Annotated in this window: 18 protein-coding genes; 9 read left to right on the plus strand and 9 right to left on the minus strand. The window is 71.0% G+C overall.

Annotated elements, in window-relative coordinates; translation table 11 throughout:
- Nucleotides 1–199: 199 nt before the first annotated feature.
- Nucleotides 200–1,582 carry a M16 family metallopeptidase gene (locus ACFWYM_RS20025; protein ID WP_384838840.1) on the minus strand — a complete coding sequence of 461 codons (1,383 nt, stop codon included), beginning with the start codon at nucleotides 1,580–1,582 and terminating at the stop codon, nucleotides 200–202.
- A 47-nt stretch (nucleotides 1,583–1,629) separates the two neighbouring features.
- On the minus strand, nucleotides 1,630–2,973 hold the full coding sequence (locus tag ACFWYM_RS20030; protein ID WP_384838510.1) for a M16 family metallopeptidase: 1,344 nt from the start codon (nucleotides 2,971–2,973) through the stop codon (nucleotides 1,630–1,632).
- A 236-nt stretch (nucleotides 2,974–3,209) separates the two neighbouring features.
- On the opposite strand from ACFWYM_RS20030, the gene ACFWYM_RS20035 reads away from it, so the two are divergent.
- Nucleotides 3,210–5,660: a DNA topoisomerase (ATP-hydrolyzing) subunit A gene (locus tag ACFWYM_RS20035; RefSeq protein ID WP_384838513.1), complete on the plus strand. Its 2,451-nt coding sequence runs from the start codon at nucleotides 3,210–3,212 to the stop codon at nucleotides 5,658–5,660.
- A 30-nt stretch (nucleotides 5,661–5,690) separates the two neighbouring features.
- Here the strand turns inward: ACFWYM_RS20035 and ACFWYM_RS20040 are convergent, their stop codons facing one another.
- Nucleotides 5,691–6,815, minus strand: coding sequence for a CobW family GTP-binding protein (locus ACFWYM_RS20040; RefSeq protein WP_384838843.1), 1,125 nt, complete (start codon nucleotides 6,813–6,815; stop codon nucleotides 5,691–5,693).
- Between the two features lie 353 nt (nucleotides 6,816–7,168).
- Here ACFWYM_RS20040 and ACFWYM_RS20045 point away from each other — a divergent pair, with 353 nt between their 5' ends.
- From ACFWYM_RS20045 to ACFWYM_RS20060, 4 genes are all read left to right on the plus strand, one after another.
- Complete coding sequence (locus tag ACFWYM_RS20045) at nucleotides 7,169–7,744, plus strand: DUF6082 family protein (protein WP_384838516.1); 576 nt, start codon at nucleotides 7,169–7,171, stop codon at nucleotides 7,742–7,744.
- 94 nt (nucleotides 7,745–7,838) lie between these two features.
- Entirely contained in the window at nucleotides 7,839–8,075 is a 237-nt protein-coding gene (locus tag ACFWYM_RS20050; protein ID WP_384838518.1) for a hypothetical protein, read from the plus strand.
- Between the two features lie 120 nt (nucleotides 8,076–8,195).
- The gene (locus tag ACFWYM_RS20055) at nucleotides 8,196–8,468 is read left to right on the plus strand and encodes a hypothetical protein (RefSeq protein WP_384838520.1); all 273 of its coding nucleotides are present in this window, start codon (nucleotides 8,196–8,198) and stop codon (nucleotides 8,466–8,468) included.
- A 129-nt stretch (nucleotides 8,469–8,597) separates the two neighbouring features.
- Entirely contained in the window at nucleotides 8,598–9,302 is a 705-nt protein-coding gene (locus ACFWYM_RS20060; protein ID WP_384838523.1) for a DUF6082 family protein, read from the plus strand.
- Between the two features lie 3 nt (nucleotides 9,303–9,305).
- Here the strand turns inward: ACFWYM_RS20060 and ACFWYM_RS20065 are convergent, their stop codons facing one another.
- A complete protein-coding gene (locus ACFWYM_RS20065; RefSeq protein ID WP_384838526.1) occupies nucleotides 9,306–10,493 on the minus strand; it encodes a citrate synthase in 1,188 nt (395 codons plus the stop codon).
- A 108-nt stretch (nucleotides 10,494–10,601) separates the two neighbouring features.
- Between ACFWYM_RS20065 and ACFWYM_RS20070 the strand changes: the two genes are divergently transcribed.
- From ACFWYM_RS20070 to ACFWYM_RS20085, 4 genes are read left to right on the plus strand one after another with little or no spacing between them, the layout of a single operon-like run.
- A complete protein-coding gene (locus ACFWYM_RS20070) occupies nucleotides 10,602–11,903 on the plus strand; it encodes a citrate synthase family protein (RefSeq protein WP_384838529.1) in 1,302 nt (433 codons plus the stop codon).
- Between the two features lie 58 nt (nucleotides 11,904–11,961).
- Entirely contained in the window at nucleotides 11,962–12,954 is a 993-nt protein-coding gene (locus ACFWYM_RS20075) for a sucrase ferredoxin (protein ID WP_384838532.1), read from the plus strand.
- A gap of 28 nt (nucleotides 12,955–12,982) precedes the next feature.
- Nucleotides 12,983–14,623: an ATP-binding protein gene (locus ACFWYM_RS20080; RefSeq protein ID WP_384838535.1), complete on the plus strand. Its 1,641-nt coding sequence runs from the start codon at nucleotides 12,983–12,985 to the stop codon at nucleotides 14,621–14,623.
- On the plus strand, nucleotides 14,620–15,297 hold the full coding sequence (locus ACFWYM_RS20085) for a response regulator (RefSeq protein WP_384838538.1): 678 nt from the start codon (nucleotides 14,620–14,622) through the stop codon (nucleotides 15,295–15,297). The genes ACFWYM_RS20080 and ACFWYM_RS20085 overlap by 4 nt, the downstream gene beginning before the upstream one ends.
- A 55-nt stretch (nucleotides 15,298–15,352) precedes the next feature.
- Here the strand turns inward: ACFWYM_RS20085 and ACFWYM_RS20090 are convergent, their stop codons facing one another.
- The 5 genes from ACFWYM_RS20090 to ACFWYM_RS20110 all read right to left on the minus strand — a co-directional run bounded on the left by ACFWYM_RS20090 (nucleotide 15,353) and on the right by ACFWYM_RS20110 (nucleotide 20,042).
- Nucleotides 15,353–16,945 carry a cation acetate symporter gene (locus ACFWYM_RS20090; RefSeq protein WP_384838541.1) on the minus strand — a complete coding sequence of 531 codons (1,593 nt, stop codon included), beginning with the start codon at nucleotides 16,943–16,945 and terminating at the stop codon, nucleotides 15,353–15,355.
- Entirely contained in the window at nucleotides 16,945–17,472 is a 528-nt protein-coding gene (locus tag ACFWYM_RS20095) for a DUF485 domain-containing protein (RefSeq protein ID WP_384838543.1), read from the minus strand. Before ACFWYM_RS20095 ends, ACFWYM_RS20090 begins: the two co-directional genes overlap by 1 nt.
- 124 nt (nucleotides 17,473–17,596) lie before the next feature.
- On the minus strand, nucleotides 17,597–18,340 hold the full coding sequence (locus ACFWYM_RS20100; RefSeq protein ID WP_384838546.1) for a response regulator: 744 nt from the start codon (nucleotides 18,338–18,340) through the stop codon (nucleotides 17,597–17,599).
- Nucleotides 18,337–19,479 (minus strand): sensor histidine kinase, encoded by a 1,143-nt coding sequence (locus ACFWYM_RS20105; protein WP_384838549.1) that lies wholly within the window; start codon nucleotides 19,477–19,479, stop codon nucleotides 18,337–18,339. The genes ACFWYM_RS20100 and ACFWYM_RS20105 overlap by 4 nt, the downstream gene beginning before the upstream one ends.
- Entirely contained in the window at nucleotides 19,476–20,042 is a 567-nt protein-coding gene (locus ACFWYM_RS20110; protein ID WP_384838551.1) for a DUF1453 domain-containing protein, read from the minus strand. The genes ACFWYM_RS20105 and ACFWYM_RS20110 overlap by 4 nt, the downstream gene beginning before the upstream one ends.
- Between the last annotated feature and the right edge of the window lie 149 nt (nucleotides 20,043–20,191).

The following is a 20,191-nucleotide window of genomic DNA, read 5'->3' on the forward strand; positions in this document are numbered from 1 at the left end:
ACTGCGTGACGAACAGTCGGACCGACGCTAAACGGGACATCTTTCAATCGACAAACAGAAGACGGCTTTTGTAGCGCACGCCACAGGGCAGACAGGCAACCTCTCTACTAATTCGGACATATGAGGACCCCGGTGACATGTCCTGTCACCGGGGTCCTGAGCCCTGCGGAGGTCGCCTCGGCGGCGACCGCCCGTTCATCTAGCCCGTGACAACCGTCACTTCACCGATCCCGAGGGCCCTGACGGGCTCCTCGATCTGCGCGGCGTCCCCGACGAGCACGGTCACCAGGCGGTCCTGCGGGAAGGCGCTCACGACGGCCGCGGTGGCCTCCACGGTGCCCGTCGCGGCCAACTGCCGGTACAGCTGGGCCTGGAAGTCGTCCTGGAGGTGCTGCTCGACCTGGTCGGCGAGCGTGGCCGCGACGGCCGCCGCCGTCTCGTACTTGAGCGGGGCGACCCCCACCAGGTTCTGCACGGCGACGTCGCGCTCGGCGTCCGTGAGGCCCTCCGCGGCGAGGGTGCGCAGGACCTTCCACAGGTCGTCGAGGGCCGGGCCGGTGTTCGGGGTGTCCACGGAGCCGCTGATGGCGAGCATGGCGACGCCGCCGGCCCCCTCCGAGGACGAGGGCGCGGTCGAGCGCAGCACCTGGCTGAACGCCCGCACTCCGTAGGTGTATCCCTTCTCCTCGCGCAGGACCCGGTCCAGACGCGAGGTGAGGGTGCCGCCCAGGCAGTAGGTGCCGAGGATCTGGGCGGCCCACACGCGGTCGTGCCGGTCGGCGCCGACACGGCCGATGAGGAGCTGCGTCTGGACGGCTCCGGGGCGGTCGACGACGACCACGCGGCCGGTGTCGTCGGCGCTCACCGCGGGCACGGGGTACGGCTCCGCCGTGTCGCCCGTCCAGGCGCCCACGGTGTCCGCGAGGAGCGCGTCGAGGTCCGTCCCGGAGAGGTCGCCCACGACGACGGCGGTCGCCGTGGCGGGGCGAACGTGCTTCTCGTAGAAGGCGCGTACCGCCGCCGAGTCGATGCCGGAGACCGTCTCCTCGGTGCCCTGACGGGGACGCGACATGCGCGAGGTCGCCGGGAAGAGCTGCCGGGAGAGCTCCTTGGCGGCGCGCCGGGCCGGGTTCGCGGCCTCGTGCGGGATCTCGTCCAGGCGGTTGCGGACGAGGCGCTCGATCTCGCTGTCCGCGAAGGCGGGGGCGCGCAGGGCGTCGGCGAGCAGACCGAGGGCCTTCGGAAGGCGGGAGACGGGCACTTCGAGGGAGACGCGCACGCCGGGGTGGTCCGCGTGCGCGTCCAACGTCGCGCCGCAGCGGTCCAGTTCGGCCGCGAACTCCTCGGCGGAGTGCTTGTCGGTGCCCTCGGCGAAGGCCCGCGCCATGATCGTGGCCACGCCGTCGAGTCCGGCGGGCTCGGCCTCCAGGGGCGCGTCGAGGTGGATCTCGACGGCGACGACCTGCTGGCCGGGGCGGTGGCAGCGCAGCACCGTCAGGCCGTTGCCCAGGGTGGCGCGCTCGGGGGCCGGGAAGGCCCAGGGCTTGGCCGTGCCTGCCTGGGGCTGCTGGTGGAAATCCATCGCGGCGAGCGGTGCGGACTGGGTCGTGGTGTGCGGTGCGGACTCGGTCACTTCGCCGCCTCCTCTTCCTCTGCGGCCTCGTCGGCGGCGGACACGGGTTCGTACACGAGCACCGCGCGGTTGTCGGGGCGCAGGCGGGCCTTGGCGACCTCCTGGACCTCTGCCGCGGTGACGTCCAGGACTCGCTGCACGGCGGTGAGAGCCAGCTGCGGGTCGCCGAACAGGACGGCGAATCTGCACAGTTCGTCGGCGCGGCCCGCGACGGTGCCGAGCCGGTCGAGCCACTCGCGCTCCAACTGCGCCTGGGCGCGCTCCATCTCCTCGGCGGTGGGACCCTCCTCGGCGAAGCGGGCCAGCTCCTCGTCGACGGCGGCCTCGATGACGGGGACCTCGACGTCTCCGGAGGTCTTCACGTCCAGCCAGCCGAGCGAGGGCGCCCCGGCGAGGCGCAGCAGGCCGAAACCGGCGGCCACGGCCGTGCGGTCGCGGCGCACCAGCCGGTTGTAGAGCCGGGAGGACTCGCCGCTGCCGAGGACCGTGAGCGCCAGGTCGGCCGCGTCGCACGCGCGCGTGCCGTCCTGCGGCAGCCGGTAGGCGGCCATCAGGGCGCGCGCCGGGACCTCCTCCTCGACGACCTCGCGCAGCTCCTCGCCGATGCGCTCCGGAAGGCTGCCGTCGCGGGGCGGCTGCTTGCCGTCGTGCCCGGGGATGGAGCCGAAGTACTTCTCGACCCAGGCGAGCGTCTGCTCCGGGTCGATGTCGCCGACGACGGACAGGACGGCGTTGTTGGGCGCGTAGTACGTACGGAAGAAGTTCCGCGCGTCCTCCAGGGTGGCCGCGTCCAGGTCGGCCATCGAACCGATCGGCGTGTGGTGGTACGGGTGGCCCGCCGGATACGAGAGGGCGGTGAGCTTCTCGAAGGCCGTGCCGTACGGGACGTTGTCGTAGCGCTGGCGGCGCTCGTTCTTGACGACGTCCCGCTGGTTCTCCATCGACTCTTCGTCGAGCGCGGACAGGAGCGAGCCCATCCGGTCGGCCTCCAGCCACAGCGCGAGCTCCAGCTGGTGCGCGGGCATGGTCTCGAAATAGTTGGTGCGCTCGAAGCTCGTCGTCCCGTTCAGGGACCCGCCCGCGCCCTGCACCAGCTCGAAGTGGCCGTTGCCGTGCACCTGGTGGGAGCCCTGGAACATCAGGTGCTCGAAGAGATGCGCAAGGCCCGTACGCCCCTTGACCTCGTGGCGGGAGCCGACGTCGTACCAGAGGCAGACCGCGGCGACCGGGGTCAGGTGGTCCTCGGAGAGCACCACGCGCAGGCCGTTGGCCAGCCGGTGCTCGGTCGCTGTCAGGCCGCCGGAGCCGGCCTCGGCTGTGGCCGTGTGACCCATGGGCATGTACGTCCCTTCGATCGCGAGATCTCAGCAAGTGATGGAGTCAAGAGATGCAGTCCTGCCACTGTATGCAAGCCCGCTGACACCTGACGAAGTTCCCGCTCCGCCCTCGGCGTAGTCGCCCGTGACAACGCCGTGAGCCCGGGTCGTGGTCGGCGATGTCAGTGGGACGGTCCACAATGGTCCGCGTCAGATCCCGTACATGCCCCGGCAGAATCTGTGAAGGAGCCGCAGCAGCGATGGCCCGCCGCAGCACGAAGACCCCGCCGCCCGACGACTTTGAGGAGAAGATCCTCGACATCGACGTCGTCGACGAGATGCAGGGCTCCTTCCTCGAGTACGCCTACTCGGTCATCTACTCCCGCGCCCTGCCGGACGCGCGGGACGGCATGAAGCCCGTCCAGCGCCGCATCGTCTACCAGATGAACGAGATGGGCCTGCGCCCCGAGCGCGGCTACGTCAAGTGCGCCCGCGTCGTGGGCGAGGTCATGGGTAAGTTGCACCCCCACGGCGACGCCTCGATCTACGACGCCCTGGTGCGCATGGCCCAGCCCTTCTCCATGCGCCTGCCGATGGTGGACGGCCACGGCAACTTCGGCTCGCTCGGCAACGACGACCCGCCGGCCGCCATGCGGTACACGGAATGCCGCATGGCCGACGCCACCTCCCTGATGACGGAGTCGATCGACGAGGACACCGTCGACTTCACCCCGAACTACGACGGCCAGGAGACCGAGCCGGTCGCCCTCCCGGCCGCCTACCCGAACCTGCTGGTGAACGGCTCGTCGGGCATCGCCGTCGGCATGGCGACGAACATGCCGCCGCATAACCTCAGCGAGGTCATCGCCGCCGCCCGCCACCTGATCAAGCACCCGGGCGCCGATCTCGAGACGCTGATGAAGTTCGTCCCGGGCCCCGACCTGCCCACGGGCGGCCGCATCGTCGGCCTCTCCGGCATCAAGGACGCGTACGAGTCGGGCCGCGGCACCTTCAAGACCCGCGCCACGGTCTCCGTGGAGAACGTGACGGCGCGCCGCAAGGGCCTCATCGTCACCGAACTGCCCTTCACCGTCGGCCCGGAGAAGGTGATCGCCAAGATCAAGGACCTGGTCGGGTCGAAGAAGCTCCAGGGCATCGCCGACGTCAAGGACCTCACCGACCGCGAGCACGGCCTGCGCCTGGTCATCGAGATCAAGAACGGCTTCGTGCCGGAGGCCGTCCTGGAGCAGCTCTACAAGCTGACTCCCATGGAGGAGTCCTTCGGCATCAACAACGTCGCGCTGGTGGACGGCCAGCCCCTCACCCTCGGCCTCAAGGAGCTCCTCGAGGTCTATCTGGACCACCGCTTCAATGTCGTGCGCCGGCGCAGCGAGTTCCGGCGCGGCAAGAAGCGCGACCGGCTGCACCTGGTCGAGGGCCTGCTCGTCGCCCTCCTGGACATCGACGAGGTCATCCGCCTCATCCGCTCCAGCGAGAACAGCGCGCAGGCCAAGGAGCGCCTGATGGAGCGCTTCTCCCTGAGCGACGTGCAGACGCAGTACATCCTCGACACCCCGCTGCGCCGCCTCACCAAGTACGACCGCATCGAGCTGGAGTCCGAGCGCGACAAGCTGAACGCGGAGATCGAGGAGCTGACCCGCATCCTGGAGTCGGACGCCGAGCTCCGCAAGCTGGTCTCCTCCGAACTGGCCGCGGTGGCCAAGAAGTTCGGCACGGAGCGGCGCACGGTCCTGATGGAGTCCTCCGGCGCCCCGGCCCCCACGGCGTCCCTCCAGGTGGCCGACGACCCGTGCCGTGTGCTCCTGTCGTCGACGGGCCTGCTGGCACGCACGGCGAACGGCGACCCGTTCTCCGAGGGCGACAGCAAGCGCACCAAGCACGATGTGATCGTCTCGGCGGTGCCCGCGACGGCGCGCGGCGAGGTCGGCGCCGTGACCTCGGAGGGCAGACTGCTGCGGCTCGCCGTGGTGGACCTGCCACAGCTCCCGGAGACGGCGGCCGCACCCAACCTCTCCGGTGGGGCGCCGGTCTCGGAGCTGCTCTCCTTGGAGGCGGACGAGAAGCTGATCTGTCTGATGACGCTCGACGAGTCCTCCCCGGGCCTCGCGCTCGGCACGGAACAGGGCGTGGTCAAGCGCGTGGTCCCCGACTACCCCTCGAACAAGGAGGAGTTGGAGGTCATCACCCTCAAGGAGGGCGACCGCATCGTCGGCGCGGCCGAGCTGCGTACGGGCGAGGAGGACCTGGTCTTCATCACGGACGACGCGCAACTGCTGCGCTACCAGGCGTCCCAGGTGCGGCCGCAGGGCCGCCCGGCGGGCGGCATGGCGGGCGTCAAGCTCACCGACGGCGCGAAGGTCATCTCGTTCACGGCGGTCGACCCGGCGGCAGACGCCGTGGTGTTCACGGTCGCGGGCTCGCGCGGCACCCTCGACGACTCGGTGCAGACCACGGCGAAGCTCACGCCGTTCGACCAGTACCCGCGCAAGGGCCGCGCCACGGGCGGCGTCCGCGTGCAGCGCTTCCTGAAGGGCGAGGACTGCCTGAGCTTCGCCTGGGCGGGCCCGACGCCACCGCACGCGGCACAGCGCAACGGCTCGCCCGCCGAGCTCCCTGAGCCGGACCCGCGCCGGGACGGCTCGGGCGTGTCCCTGGCGAAGCCGGTGGCGGCGGTCGCGGGCCCGGTGTAGCGCTCGCTCGGCGGAGACCGCCCGAGGGGTTCACCCCTCGGGTGCCTCCTCCGGCTCCTGTACGTAGCGCAGGACGCCCCACATGCCGTGCTCATCGGCCTGTGGGGTCTCCGCGCGGCACGCCTCCAGCTCCTTCTCCAGACCGTCCGCGTCAATGCTGGACCCGATCAACACGAGCTGCGTGCGGCGCGGCTCCGCGATCGGCCACGGCTCCGGGTAGAAGCGCAGAAACCGCCCCACGGAGTGCACCAGATACCGGTTCTTCGGGTCGGACGGCCCGAAGTCGACGTATCCCTTGATGCGGTAGAGCCCCTCGGGCCTGCTGTCGAGGAAGGCCATCAACGGGCGGGGCGCCAGGGGCACTTCGGAGACGAAGGCGAGGCTTTCGTAGGCGGAGTGCAGATGGCGCGCGTGGCTGTCGCGTTCGCCGTCGTGGCCGTCATCGTGGTCGTGCTCCTCGCGCTCCACGGCATGCAGGTCGTCGAACGAGAGCTGCCCGACCCGCTCCCCCACCGGCTTGCGGTCCAGGAGCAGCTCGACGTCCACGCGCCCGTAGGAGGCCGCCACGACGGCCGCGCGCCCCGCGAGCCCGCGCACCACGCCGAGCACCCGCTCGCGCTCCTCCACGGCCACCCGGTCGCTCTTGTTGACCACGACGAGGTCGGCGATGCCCAGGTGCCGGTCGACCTCGGGGTGGCGCTCCCTGGTGGCGTCGAACTCGGCGGCGTCGACGACCTGCACCAGCCCGCCGTACACGATGTGCGGGTTCTCGCTGGCGAGCAGCATCCGCACCAGCTCCTCCGGCTCCGCGAGCCCGCTGGCCTCGATCACGATGACGTCGATACGGGCGGAGGGCCGGGCGAGCCGCTCCAGGTACTCGTCGAGTTCGCCGGCGTCCACGGCGCAGCACAGGCAGCCGTTGCCCAGGGAGACGGTGGAGTCGCCGAGCTGGCCCGCGACGGACATGGCGTCGATCTCGATCGACCCGAAGTCGTTGACGATCGCACCGATCCGGCTTCCCCCGCTGCGGTGCAGAAGGTGGTTGAGCAGGGTCGTCTTTCCGGACCCCAGGAAGCCGGCGAGGACGATGACCGGGATCTGTCGCGTGCTCACCGTGCGCCTCTCGCATTGATTCGTACCGCTGATGTTGCTCATGACGCCCATGACATCCATCTCGTCCATGTCGTCGCTACGGGATCCGTGTACATCCCGCGTCGACGGGCAGACGAGCCCCGTACGACGTGTGAAGACCGCCCAAGGATATGTGCGCGTAGAAGCACCGCGAAGTGAACGATTGTTAGCGGCGCTCGCGGGGCACACATTGGGCACGGCGCCGGGAGGTTCGACCAGAGCTGCCTCCTGTGCGCCTCCTCTCCGCCTCCCTGTCGATCAGCGCCGCTCGGCAACCTGGGAGGCGGCAAGCGCGCCGCCCATCGCTCTCGCCGGTCCCACTCCCCGTTGGCCCGCACCCGACGACCGGCGGACGGTCGCCTGATTCGGGGGTTGACATGGCCACACAGAAATATCGGATACGGGGGACGGGCTCGGCCGCTGTCGCGGGGCTCGCTTTCGCAACAGGGGCCTTCGCGCTACTCCGAGCCTGGGAGCGACGCCAGTCCGCGCTCCCTGCCACACACGAAGGTCTCGGCGCCGAGGACGAACCCGCAGCGCAGGCGGCCAGGCACCACGTCGCCGCACTCACCGAGCAGCACCGCCTCCACTTCGACTTACTGTGCAAAGCCATGGGGGACGCCACACTGGCGGCCGTCCTGAACACGTACGACGAGGATGTTCCGCCCGAGCGGCAACGGCAGTTCCTCTTCGCCAACGCGCTCTACATCAACGCCTTGCACGCCCATCGCATAGGCGCCATGAGCCTGACAGAGCTCCACGGACACCTTCGGGTGATGTGCCAAAACCCCATCTTCCGGGAGTACTGGGACGCCACCCGCCATCACCGCGCGAGCCTGGATCGCTCTTCGGACGAGGCCAAACTGGGACGGATGGTGGACCGCCTGGACCGGGAGTTGCAGGAAGCAGAGACCGACGAGTGGTGGGTGGTGGGTGAACCACCTGGCGAATAGGGCCAGTTGGATGACGACACACCCGTCCACGCAACATCGAGGGGCTACCCTGTCTCCGCCCTTACTCCCCTACCGCCCAAGGACAGGGATCGCCTTGAAGATCGTGCGCCGCATCGGCGCGTCTCCCCGTGAGCGGGGCAGCGCAACCGGCCAGACCTGCCCCGACATCTTTGAACTGAGTGACGGCAACTTCGCCGTCATCGGGACGGACAGGACCGAGGCGCTCGACGGCGAACTGCCGACTGATGCTGCACGTGCCGACTACGAACGCATCGTCGTTATCAGTCGGGACACCCTCGTCCGGGCCAAGGTCGACATCCCAGAGGCCTGAGCTGCCCTCAACTCGCGCCGCACCGGATCCGGTCTGCGGCATCGAGCCGTCACACCACGCGAGTGATCCCTCGCGTTCCGTATCACTCACTGCTCTCCGCCTGCCGCGAGGAGTCGCAGCATGCCAGTTCACCTCGGGCGCACCGGCGCCCACCCACTGCAGATAGCACGCCGCGTCGGCGTCGCCCCACGCCAGCGGGGCAGCCTCAGCGGCGAGACCTGTCCCGACATCTTCGAGCTCACCAACGGCGACTTCGCCGTGATCGGGACCGACGCGACCGAGCGTCTCCGGTACTGTCTGCCGCCCGGCTGCCTACACGGCATCGACCAGCGCATCGTCGTCATCACCCGACAGACGCTGGTGCTGGCCAGGCCCGACATTCCTGACAAGTAGTCACAGTGCAGTTGAGGGCAGCCCTGACAAGGGCGCCCTCAACTGCCGTACGGGGCAAGCCCCTTGAGGAACAACCCCGTTTTCCCTTACCCCCTGAGGGAAGAATCCCGCAGGTTCGGGGAGGGGTTGATGGCACGCCAGCAGATGTGGCACTCCGCGCTCAAGATCTGCTCATGGGTCGTCTCGTGTGTCGCAGGAGTGATCTTGGTGGGTATCGCCTCCATCGCTGTGAGCGGCTGGCTCATACGCGGCGTGGAGGCGATCAACGGCGACCGGCGGACCGCGGAGCAGCGCAGCTCACTCGGCGACTACTTCGGCGGCGTGAGTGCCGTCTTCTCCGGGCTCGCTCTCCTGCTGCTTGTCGTCACACTGCTCTTCCAGCAGCGGGAACTGCGGCTGCAGCGCCAGGAACTCTCCCTTCAGCGCCACGAGCTCAACGCGTCACGCGACGAGCTGCGCCGGAGCGCGGAAGCCGACATGAGGGCCCTCCATGTGCAGCTCACACAGATGATCATGGATGATCCGTCTCTGTCCGCTGTGTGGAACGACTTCCGCGGAGAGCCCGATTCCACGCTCCGCCAGAACCTCTTCGCCAACCTCACCTTCAACCACTATGTCCTCGCGTACAGCTGGGGCAACATCTCCGACGACGACTTGATCGTCCACGCCGAGAACCTCCTGAGCAGCAGTGCCTTCCGGAGATATTGGAACGCCACACGGGCGCACAAGGCCGCGCTGTCGCCGGAGAGCTCCGAGGGACATGTGTTCCAAGCCTTCGAGCAGGCACTGGCCGCTCGGCGGCGAGGCACGCCGCCGCCGGGCTCAGCACCGTAGGCGTCAGATCGCCCCTTCCGACGGCACCGGCACCGGCACCGGCGGAACCGCCCCCACATACCGCGCCGCAGGGCGGATGATCTTTGAATCCTCCGCCTGTTCAAGGATGTTGGCGCTCCAGCCGACGACCCGCGCCGAGGCGAACGTCGGCGTGAACATCTCGCGGGGCAGGCCGCACAGCTCCATGACGACACCCGCGTAGAACTCCACGTTGGTGTGCAGCTCGCGGCCGGGCTTCAGTTCGGCGAGGATCGCCTCCACCTGCCGCTCGACCTCGACGGCGAACTCCACCATCGGGCCGCCGAATTGCTGCGCGATGCCGCGCAGCATGCGCGAGCGCGGATCCTCGGTGCGGTAGACGGGGTGCCCGAAGCCCATGATCCGGTCGCCCGCCAGGACCCGTTCCCGGATCCAGCCGTCGATGCGGTCGGGGCTGCCGATCGCGTCGAGTGTGTCGAGCGCGCGGCTCGGCGCCCCTCCGTGCAGCGGGCCGGACAGCGCGCCGACGGCCCCGACCAGACAAGCGGCGACATCCGCACCTGTTGATGTGATGACGCGGGCGGTGAATGTGGACGCGTTGAATCCATGGTCGATCGTGGAGATCAAGTACTGCTCGATCGCCCGCGCACGCCGGGGGTCCGGCTCCGAACCGGTCAGCATGTAGAGGTAGTTGGCCGCGTACGACAGGTCGTCGCGCGGCTCGACCGGGTCGAGCCCCTGGCCGAGCCGGTGGAGCGCGGTCAGCAGGGTGGGGACCACGGCGGATGCGGCGAGGGCGTCCGACCGTCGTTGATCACCGTCGATGTCGTACACCGGGCGGAAGTCGCGCGACGCCCCGAAGAGCGACAGCGCGGTGCGCAGGCCCGCGAGCGGGCCCGAGAGCGAGCTGGCCCGGGCGATCGCGGGCAGTGCGGCGCGCACCTCGTCCGGCAGGTGACGGAGCGCCGCGGTCCGCTCGGTGAAGACCGCGCGCTGGGCGGCGTCCGGCAGTTCACCGTGGAACATGAGGTGCCATACGTCCTCGAAGCCGCGGGCCTGCGCGAGCTCGACGGCCGAGTACTGGCGGTAGTGGTAGAAGCCCTCGTACCCCCTGACGTCGCCGAGCCGGGTCTCGGTCACGACGACGCCTGCGAGGCCGCGCGGGACCTCGACGGGGGCGGCTGCGGGGGTGGTGGAGCCATTGATCGGCATGGTGTTCCTCGACTTCCTCCCTGGACTTGATTCGACTGTCCATGCTTGACTTAATCTCTGTCAATATTGATTGAATCAATATAGGCGCGATGCGGATACGGTGACGCCATGACGGAGCGAAGGGCCCACAGTGCGCGCACAGTTCGAGAGGCCCAGGAAGAAGACCAGGGACGAGAAGGCCGACGGCTGACCACCAAAGAGGCCGCCGAAGCGCTCGGCGTGAAGCCCGAGACCGTGTACGCGTACGTGAGCCGCGGTCAGCTCAGCAGCCGCAGAGGACCCGGCTCCCGCGGCAGCACCTTCGACGCCAACGAGGTCGAGGCGCTCGCACGCAGGAACAGAAGAGACCCCACGGCGACGGCCGCGAGCGGCGAGCTCTCCGTGCGCACCCACATCACCCTCATCGACAAGGACCGCTACTACTTCCGCGGCGTCGACGCCGCCGAGCTCGCCCTGAACCACTCCTACGAAGAGGTCGCCGAGTGGCTGTGGACGGGCACCCTGCGCCCCGGCATCCGCTTCGCCGCTCCCAAGGACACCGTCAGAGCCGCCCGGCGCGCCGTCGGAGCACTGCCCGAACACAGCGGCCCGACCGACCGGTTGAGGGTCGCGGCCATCTCCGCCGCGGCCGCCGACCCGCTCCGCTTCGACCTGTCCGAGCAAGCCGTCATCGGCACCGGCCGCACACTCATCCCCACCCTGGTCCACGCGCTCCCCCCGGTTCTCGGCACGCACAAGGACGACGGCCCCCTCGCCCACCGCCTCTGGACCAGGCTGAGCGGACGGACGCCCGACGAGGCGTCCCTGCACATCCTGGACACCGCCCTCGCGCTCCTCGTCGACCACGACCTCGCCGCGTCGACCCTGGCCGTCCGCGTCGCAGCGTCGGCGCACGCACACCCGTACGCGGCCGTGTCGGCCGGTCTCGGCGTCCTGGAGGGCCCCCTGCACGGCGCGGCCAGCGGCCTGGCCCACCGCATGCTCCTCGACGTCCTGGACCGGGGCAGCGCGGCCCCCGTCGTGGCGGACGAGCTGCGCGCCGGGCGGCGGGTCCCCGGGCTCGGCCACCGCCTCTACCCCGGTGAAGACCCGCGCGCGCGGGCACTGTTCGGCCTCCTGGAGAGGATGCCCAAGGCCGGTCCCGCCCTCGCCGCGGCCCGCGACGTGGTGGCCACCACCGCCCGCCACACCGACCTGCACGCCAACGTCGACCTGGCGCTCGCGGTCTTCACCGCCTCCTCCGGGATGCCCGCGGAGGGGGGCGAGACGATCTTCGCGGTGGCGCGCACCGCGGGCTGGATCGCGCACGCCCTGGAGGAGTACCAGGAGCGCCCGCTGCGGATGCGGCCCAGCGGCCAGTACGTGGGCGTGCGGCCGCCGCAGCCGCTGCCCGTTCCGGAAGGCGGCTGAGCCCCGGAGGGCCCCGGCCCACGAGAGCGCCGGACCGGGGCAGGTTAGGCTCGCCTTTGTGAGTACGTGTGCGACCGCTTCGCGGGACCTGGCCGAGCCTCTCGCCGGCACCGCCGCGACCGCCAGGACATGGCTTCTCGTCGAGCAGCCGGGCCCCTGGGGCACCAAGGCCCTCACGTCCAGCCACCTCGACCCCGAGCTCGGCCGCGCCCTGGAGGCGGCGGCTGACGGCACGGGCGTACGGGTCGCGCTGATCCGGCGCCCCGGACGGCATGCCGACTGCCACACCGTCGCGCGCCGCCGCGTCTACGTGGCCCACACCGCCCCCGGCCACAGCTGGCTGCGCACCCATATGACGCAGGCGCCAAGGGAGTTGCTCGACCTGGACTTCGTGGCCCTGGGCAACGGCGACCACCAGGACTTCGGAACCGCGCACACCGGTGCGCCGCTCGCCCTCGTCTGCACCAACGGCAAGCGCGACCGCTGCTGCGCCCTGCTGGGCCGCCCGCTCGCCGCCGAACTGGCCGGGGCCGGTGTGGAGGGCGCCTGGGAAGTCACTCATCTGGGTGGTCACCGCTTCTCCCCCACGCTCCTGGTGCTGCCCTACGGATACGCGTACGGCCGCGCCTCCGCGCACGACGTGAAGGAGATCCTCGAGGCCGCCCGTGAGGGACGCGTCGTCACCCGGGGGTGCCGGGGCGGCTCGGCGTGGGAGCGGCCGGGGCAGGCGGCGGAGCTGGCGGTGCGCAGGGCCGTCGGGGAGGACTCGGCCGGAGCCCTGACCGTCGCACAGGTCTCACAGGTCTCACAGGCGGACGGTCAGGTCGTACAGGTGGACGGTCAGGTGGACGCTGCGGCCCCGAGCTGGGACGTGGCCGTCACCCACACCGACGGCAGGCGCTGGCAGGTGACAGTGGCGCAGGGGGCCGCGCTGCCGCCCCGGCCGGAAAGCTGCGGCGGTGCGCTCGGGTCACCGGCGCGGATGGACGTCGTGGCGGTGAAACCGGTGTCCCGCGCGCGGGAGATCCCCGCCACACTGACTTCGGAGTAGCCCTCCCGCCGCCGTACCGTTCGTACACATGAGCCCGACCTCCCCTGCCCGACGACTCCGCCTCGGCCTGCCGCGGCGCGTCTTCTCGCAGGTCCTGCTGATGCAGTTGGGGATAGCCGCCGGGGTCGCGGTGCTCGCCACCGGCCTGTTCCTCGCCCCGCTCGGCGACCAGCTCGACGACCAGGCGATGCGCCGGGCCCTCGCCATCGCGCAGACGACGGCGGCACAGCCGCAGATCGCCGAGGACCTGGCGGCCAGCCGACCCACCCCCAAGGGCCCCGTGCAGGCCGAGGCCGAGCGGATCCGGCGGGCCAGCGGGGCCGAGTACGTCGTGATCTTGAACAAGGAAGGGGTGCGCTGGTCGCACACCGACCCGTCCCAGATCGGCCATGTCGTCTCCACCGACCCCAGCGACGCGCTGGCGGGCCAGGACGTCATGGAGATCGACGACGGCACCCTGGGGCGCTCCGCGCGCGGCAAGGTACCGCTGCGGGACGCCCACGGCGGCATCGTGGGCGCCGTCTCCGTGGGCATCGAGTACGACAGCGTGCGGGACCGCCTCATCCACGCGATCCCGGGCCTCTTCGCGTACGCGGGCGGGGCGCTCGCGGTGGGCGCCCTGGCCGCGTATCTGATCTCGCGCCGGGTGCAGCGACAGACCCGTGACCTGGCCTTCTCCGATATCTCGGCGCTCCTCGCCGAGCGCGAGGCCATGCTGCACGGCATCCGTGAGGGGGTCGTGGCGCTCGACCGGAACGGGCGGATCCGGCTGCTCAACGACGAGGCCCAGCGGCTGCTCGGCCTCGGCACCGAGGCCATCGGCCGGCCCCTCGACGCGGCGCTCGGCCCGGGGCGTACGACCGATGTGCTCGCGGGCCGGGTCGAGGGCACCGACCTGCTGACGGTGCGCGGCCAGCGCGTCCTGGTGGCCAACCGCATGCCCACCGACGACGGCGGCGCCGTCGCGACCCTCCGCGACCGCACCGAGCTCGAGCAACTCGGCCGTGAACTCGACTCCACACGCGGCCTCATCGACGCGCTGCGCGCCCAGGACCACGAGCACGCCAACCGCATGCACACCCTCCTGGGCCTCCTCGAACTGGAGATGTACGAGGAGGCGGCCGAGTTCGTGGGCGAGGTGGCGGGCGCGCACCGGGTGACCGCCGAGCAGATCACCGAGAAGATCCGTGACCCACTGCTCGCGGCGCTCCTCGTCGGCAAGGCGACGGTCGCGGCGGAGCGCGGCGTGACCCTCTCCCTGCCGCCCGGCACCGGGCTCCCGGACCGCCTCGTCGACCCGAGCGGCCTGGTCACCATCGTGGGCAACCTCGTCGACAACGCTCTGGACGCTGCCGCCGGGAGCGAGCACGCGCGCGTGGAGGTCGAACTGCGGGCAGAGGAAGGCACCGTGGTGCTGCGCGTGCGCGACACCGGACCCGGTGTATCGGCCGATCAATATGAATCAATCTTCATCGAGGGCTGGTCCACCAAGGAGCCTCCGGCACACGGGAAGCGCGGCATCGGCCTCGCCCTGGTGCGCCGCCTCGCGGAACGGCAGGGGGGCAGCGCACGGGTCGCCGCCGCATCCGACGGGGGCGCCGAGTTCACGGTGATCCTGCCCGAAGCGCTCGCACAGGCCGAGCTGACCGCCGCGGAGGAAGCACGATGATCGAGGTCCTGGTGGTGGATGACGACGTGCGCGTCGCGGACGTCAACGCCGCCTACGTGGAGAAGGTGCCGGGCTTCCGCGTGGCCGGGAAGGCCCACAGCGCGGCCGACGCCCTCCGCCTCACCGGGGAGCTCACCGTCGACCTCGTGCTCCTCGACCACTATCTGCCCGACGAGACCGGCCTCGCGGTCGTACGGTCGCTGCGCGAGCGCGGCCACCAGGCCGACGTGATCATGGTGACCGCCGCCCGCGACGTCGGCACCGTCCAGGCCGCGATGCGCCACGGCGCGCTCCAGTACCTGGTGAAGCCGTTCTCGTACGCGGGTCTGCGCGCCAAACTCGACGCGTACGCGGCGCTGCGCCGCACCCTCGACGGCGGCGGCGAGGCCGAGCAGGCCGAGGTCGACCGGATCTTCGGCGCCCTGTCGACCACGGCCGCCCCGGAGCTGCCCAAGGGCCACTCCCCGACCACGGCGGAGCTGGTCCGCAGGGCCCTCATGGCGGCGGAAGGGCCGCTGTCCGCACAGGAGTTGGCGGAGCGCACCCGGCTGAGCCGCCAGACCGCCCAGCGCTATCTGAAGCTCCTGGAGCGCACGGGCCGGGTCAGGCTCAGCCTCAAGTACGGCGACACGGGCCGCCCCGAGCACCGCTACGAGTGGGCCGCCAGCCTTTAGGTCTGTCCGGCCTCCGGGTTCGTCCGGCCCTCGACTCGTGGGCGGATTCGGCCTCTTACGCCGCGCCCGCCCCGGTGAGCGCGCGCACCTCGGTCTCGGCGTGCTTGTCCTCGTCCGCGGGTTCCGGCGAGGTGACCGTGCCCAGCCAGCCCGCGAGGAAGCCGAGCGGGATCGAGACCAGGCCGGGGTTCTCCAGCGGGAAGTACTGGAAGTCCATGCCCGGGAAGAGGGCGCCCGGCCCACCGGAGACGACGGGTGAGAGCACCACGAGCGCGAGGGCGGGCACCAGGCCCCCGTAGACCGACCAGACCGCGCCACGCGTGGTGAAGTGCCGCCAGAACAGCGAGTAGAGCAGCACCGGCAGATTGGCGGACGCGGCGACGGCGAAGGCGAGGCCCACCAGGAAGGCGACGTTCAGGTCACGGGCGAGCAGTCCGAGGGCGATCGCGACCACGCCGACCCCTGCGGCCGCGACCCGGGCGACCGCCACCTCGCTGCGCGGCTCGGCGCTCCGGCGCCTCAGGGACGCGTACAGATCGTGGGCGACGGAGGCCGAGGAGGCGAGCGTGATCCCGGCGACGACGGCGAGGATCGTGGCGAACGCGACCGCGGCGACGACCGCGAAGAGAACCGTTCCTCCCGTGGAATCCGCGCCGCCTCCGAGATCGAGCGCGAGCAGCGGAACGGCCGTGTTCCCCGCTGCGTTCGACCCGCGCACCGCATCGGGACCCACGATGGCCGCCGCGCCGAAGCCGAGCACGATCGTCATCAGGTAGAAGCCGCCGATGAGCCCGATGGACCAGACGGCGGAGCGACGGGCGGCCCGCGCCGTCGGCACCGTGTAGAAGCGCGACAGGATGTGCGGCAGTCCCGCCGTGCCGAGGACGAGCGCGAGCCCCAGGCTGATGAAGTCGAAGCGCGCGGTCCAGCTCCCGCCGTACTTCAGGCCGGGTGCGAGGAATCGATTCCCCTGGCCGCTGCGGTCGGCCGCCGTCCGCAGCAACTGGTCGATGTCGCCGTGGAACCGCACCAGGACGAGCACGGTCAGCGCGACCGCCCCGCACAGCAGGAGGACCGCCTTGACGATCTGGATCCAGGTGGTGGCCCGCATCCCGCCGAAGGACACATAGATCACCATGAGCGCGCCGACCCCGATCACCGTCCAGGCCCGGGCCGCCCCGCTCGTCCCGCCGAGCAGCAGCGCGACCAGTGAGCCCGCCCCCACCATCTGGGCCACCAGGTAGAGCACGGACACGGTCACCGAGGACGAGCCCACGGCGATACGGACCGGCCGCTCCCGCATCCGGGCGGCGACGACGTCCGCGAGCGTGAACCGCCCGCAGTTGCGCACCAGTTCGGCGACCAGGAACAGCACCACGAGCCAGGCCACGAGAAAGCCCACCACGTAGAGCATGCCGTCGTAGCCGTAGAGCGCGATCAGCCCGGTGACGCCGAGGAAGGAGGCCGCCGACATGTAGTCGCCCGCGATGGCGAAACCGTTCTCCATGGGGGAGAACAGCCGACCGCCCGCGTAGAACTCCTCCGCAGAGCCGTGCCGGTTGCGGCTCACCCAGGTGGTGATCGCCAGCGTCACCGCCACGAAGAGTCCGAACAGCACGAGCGCCAGGGTCTGGTGGTCACCGGTCATCACTCCGCCACCTGCCCGCGTCCCCGCGCCGGACCGCCCTGGCCCCTGCGCTGCTCGTGCTCCCGCTTCTGCTCGTACACGGACCAGCGCAGATCGAGCGCCGCCCGGTCCCGGCGCAGCCGGGCATGGCGCGCATACGCCCAGGTCAGCAGGAAGGTCGTGAGGAACTGGGCGAGCCCCGCGACCATCGCGACGTTCACCGCCCCCGAGACGGGCCGCGCCATCAGGCCCGGCGCCGTCGTCGCGGTCACGACGTACGTCAGGTACCAGGTGAAGAAGACGGCCACCCCGGGCACGACGAACCGTCGATAGCGCCGTCGCACCTCCTGGAAGGCGGCGCTCTGCTGCACCTCCCGGTAGATGTCGGCCGCGCTGGACTCCACGGCGGCGGCCGGGGCCGGCACCACGGGCGTGGGCGCCCCCGTGCCGTCCAACTCGCCCCAGCCGGAGGCAAGCGCGTCGTACCAGGGATCCTCGAGATCTCCTGTCCGGGCCTGCCCGGCCTCGCGCCTGTCGTGCTTCTTCACCGAACTCTCCTTGTCCGCGGCGCCGTTCGGCCGCGTGCCCAAGGATGGGCAGAACGGGAAGATCCCTGACTCTTCTCTCGCGCTCTTCACCCCATCAGGTGATACCCCTCGTCTCCGGCTTCCCTCAGGCCCGGGAGTTCCCAGGAGGCTGCGCGAGACCGTGCCGGTAGGCGTAACGGACGGCCTGCGCACGGTCCTTGAGGCCCGTCTTGGCGAAGAGGTTGTTGATGTGGGTCTTCACCGTGGCGGTCGAGACGTGCAGCGCGCGGGCGATCTCGTGGTTCGTCAGCCCTTCAGCGATCAGGACGAGCACCTCGGTCTCCCGCGTGGTGAGACCGTCCGGCGGCGCCACCGCCGGTGGGGGCGGATCGGGCTCGGACAGCCGCTCCAGGAGCCGCCGTTGGATCTTCGGCGACAGACCCGCGTCCCCCGACAGCACGTCCTCCACCGCCCGTACGATCTCGTCCCCGCCCGCGTCCTTCGTGAGGTAGCCCCGCGCTCCCGCCCGGAGCGCGGGGAACAGCGACTCGTCGTCCGCGTAGGTGGTGAGCACGACGACCTGCGTGCGCGGATACTCGGCCCGGATCCTGCGCGTGGCCTCCGCGCCGTCGACGCGGGGCATCCGCAGGTCCATCAGGACGACGTCCGGGGAGAGTTCGGCCACCAGCCGTACGGCCTCCTCGCCATCTCCCCCGGCCCCGACGACCTCGATCCCGGGCAGCAGGCCCAGCAGCATCACGATCCCTTCCCGCACCACTGTCTGGTCGTCGACCACGACCACGCGCGCGGGCCTCTTGTCCCCGCCACCCCCGCCACCGGGCACGGCCGGGTCCCCCGCCGCGGGCGCCCCCTCACCGCTCACCGTCATGCGGGCACCTTCAGCGTCACCACAAAGCCCTCCTCGTCCGGCCCTGCCTCCAGGGAGCCGCCCAGCAGTTCGGCCCGCTCCCGCATCCCGAGCAGACCGTATCCGGCCCCGGAGCCCGCGAGTTCGCCCGGCGCCCCGCCCGAATCCCTTATGCCCAGGGTCACTTCCTCCTCGCCGTACTCGAGGCTCACGAACACCTTGGCGCCCCGGGCGTGCTTGCGGACGTTCGTCATCGCCTCCTGCGCGACCCTGCGAACCGCCTGCGAAGCCTCGGCGGGCAGGGCCCGACGCGTCCCGCGGACCGTGACCTCCGCCCCCTCAGAGGCGACCAGCTCGCGCAGGAAGTCCTCGACCGGCGTCATCTCCCCGCGCAGCGCCGAGAGCGCCTGCCGGGTCTCGGCGAGCCCCTCACGGGCCATGGAGCGCGCCGCCACGACGCGGTCCAGGATCTGGTCCCGCGCCGCGTCCCTCTCGATCAGCAGCCGGGCCGCTTCGAGGTGGACGAGCTGCGCGGACAGGCTGTGCGCGAGCACGTCATGGATCTCGCGGGCGATGCGCGCACGCTCGGCCAGCGCCGCCGACTCGGCCTCGGCCGCGCGGGCCGCCCGCTCCTGGGCCAGCAGCCGCTGTGCGTTGCCACGCGCCTCGGCGTCGAGCCGCAGGGTGTAGCCGGCGAGTGCGAGCCCGACGACGATGAGCGAGGTCCCCAGCCAGTTGTCCGTGTTGTACGTGGCGAACGCCGTCATCGCGACGAGCACGCACACCACCCCCGCGACCAGCGGCAACCGCTCCAGGGCCGTGACCGCCGTGCTGCACCAGAGCACCAGCGCGAGCACTCGCCAGTCCTGCCACTGCGCCACGAACGCCGCCCCCATCAGCAGGGCGAGCAGCCCCACCGAGGGCCACAGCCGGTGAGCGAGCGAGGCGCGGTACAGGCCCCAGCCGAGCCCGGCGACGACCGCGACCATGGCGAGCCCCGCCACCAGCCGCCAGCCACGCTCGGAGTGGAACGCGTCCCACGTCAGGCTGCCGAGGATCAGCACGCGCAGGACCCGGACGAACCACACCCGGGCCGGGCTCGTCCCCTCCCGGGTGAGAGCCTCCCGGGAGGGCCATGCCATCCACCGGTCCTGGTTCACACACGGTCCTTCCGCAACGGCTCGGCGTACCCCTGGAAGGTGTTCTGCCTCGTCGGCTCGTGCGGCATGCGCGGGGCGTACGACGTGTCCGCTCCACCGTAGGCCGGGGCGAGCGGGCGCGCGCGCAGCACCAGGATGCCGCTGCGGACCAGAAGGGTGGCGGCGATGGCCAGCATCATGGCCGGGCTGCCCTGATGTATGTCCAGCAGGGCGCCGACGCCGAACAGCCCCGCCCGCGCCGCCATGCCGACGACCAGGACGAGCGCGCTGGCCTTGGTGCTCTTGCTCCAGACGACGCCGTCCTGCCCCCGCCACAGATGAGTGGTCCGTGCCCAGGCAGCGCCCAGACCGATGCCCACCAGGACCTCGGTGCCGAGGAGCACGGCGGACAGGGTCCGCTGCTGCGGATCCAGCAGGTCGGGGTCGCGCACGGCCAGGAACACGAGCACTGCGGGCACGACCCACCAGCGCTTGTCGGCGGTGACCTCCTGCGCCTTGAACTGGCGGGCGATCACCAGCACGACGACGGCGCAGATCACGAGAACGTTGGTCAGCCCGGACATCTGATGCCTCCGAGAGCGGGAAGGACGGGGAATCAACGCCTTCGACGCTACGGAAAGGCCCAGGTCACGGGATCGGAGCAGAGGTGGAACCTGGGTGGAGCCATGGGCTCCACCCAGGGGTGGAGAAGACGCCTACGCGGCGGGCCGCG

The organism is Streptomyces sp. NPDC059009, assembly GCF_042740175.1.
GTDB lineage: Bacteria > Actinomycetota > Actinomycetes > Streptomycetales > Streptomycetaceae > Streptomyces.

What these genes read in the sequence shown, in the direction of transcription:
- ACFWYM_RS20025 (WP_384838840.1), bottom strand. Translation starts at nt 1,582, where the DNA reads ATGGATTTCCACCAGCAGCCCCAGGCAGGCACGGCCAAGCCCTGGGCC.
- ACFWYM_RS20030 (WP_384838510.1), bottom strand. Translation starts at nt 2,973, where the DNA reads ATGCCCATGGGTCACACGGCCACAGCCGAGGCCGGCTCCGGCGGCCTG.
- ACFWYM_RS20035 (WP_384838513.1), top strand. Translation starts at nt 3,210, where the DNA reads ATGGCCCGCCGCAGCACGAAGACCCCGCCGCCCGACGACTTTGAGGAG.
- ACFWYM_RS20040 (WP_384838843.1), bottom strand. Translation starts at nt 6,815, where the DNA reads ATGAGCAACATCAGCGGTACGAATCAATGCGAGAGGCGCACGGTGAGC.
- ACFWYM_RS20045 (WP_384838516.1), top strand. Translation starts at nt 7,169, where the DNA reads ATGGCCACACAGAAATATCGGATACGGGGGACGGGCTCGGCCGCTGTC.
- ACFWYM_RS20055 (WP_384838520.1), top strand. Translation starts at nt 8,196, where the DNA reads ATGCCAGTTCACCTCGGGCGCACCGGCGCCCACCCACTGCAGATAGCA.
- ACFWYM_RS20060 (WP_384838523.1), top strand. Translation starts at nt 8,598, where the DNA reads ATGGCACGCCAGCAGATGTGGCACTCCGCGCTCAAGATCTGCTCATGG.
- ACFWYM_RS20065 (WP_384838526.1), bottom strand. Translation starts at nt 10,493, where the DNA reads ATGCCGATCAATGGCTCCACCACCCCCGCAGCCGCCCCCGTCGAGGTC.
- ACFWYM_RS20070 (WP_384838529.1), top strand. Translation starts at nt 10,602, where the DNA reads ATGACGGAGCGAAGGGCCCACAGTGCGCGCACAGTTCGAGAGGCCCAG.
- ACFWYM_RS20080 (WP_384838535.1), top strand. Translation starts at nt 12,983, where the DNA reads ATGAGCCCGACCTCCCCTGCCCGACGACTCCGCCTCGGCCTGCCGCGG.
- ACFWYM_RS20085 (WP_384838538.1), top strand. Translation starts at nt 14,620, where the DNA reads ATGATCGAGGTCCTGGTGGTGGATGACGACGTGCGCGTCGCGGACGTC.
- ACFWYM_RS20090 (WP_384838541.1), bottom strand. Translation starts at nt 16,945, where the DNA reads ATGACCGGTGACCACCAGACCCTGGCGCTCGTGCTGTTCGGACTCTTC.
- ACFWYM_RS20100 (WP_384838546.1), bottom strand. Translation starts at nt 18,340, where the DNA reads ATGACGGTGAGCGGTGAGGGGGCGCCCGCGGCGGGGGACCCGGCCGTG.
- ACFWYM_RS20110 (WP_384838551.1), bottom strand. Translation starts at nt 20,042, where the DNA reads ATGTCCGGGCTGACCAACGTTCTCGTGATCTGCGCCGTCGTCGTGCTG.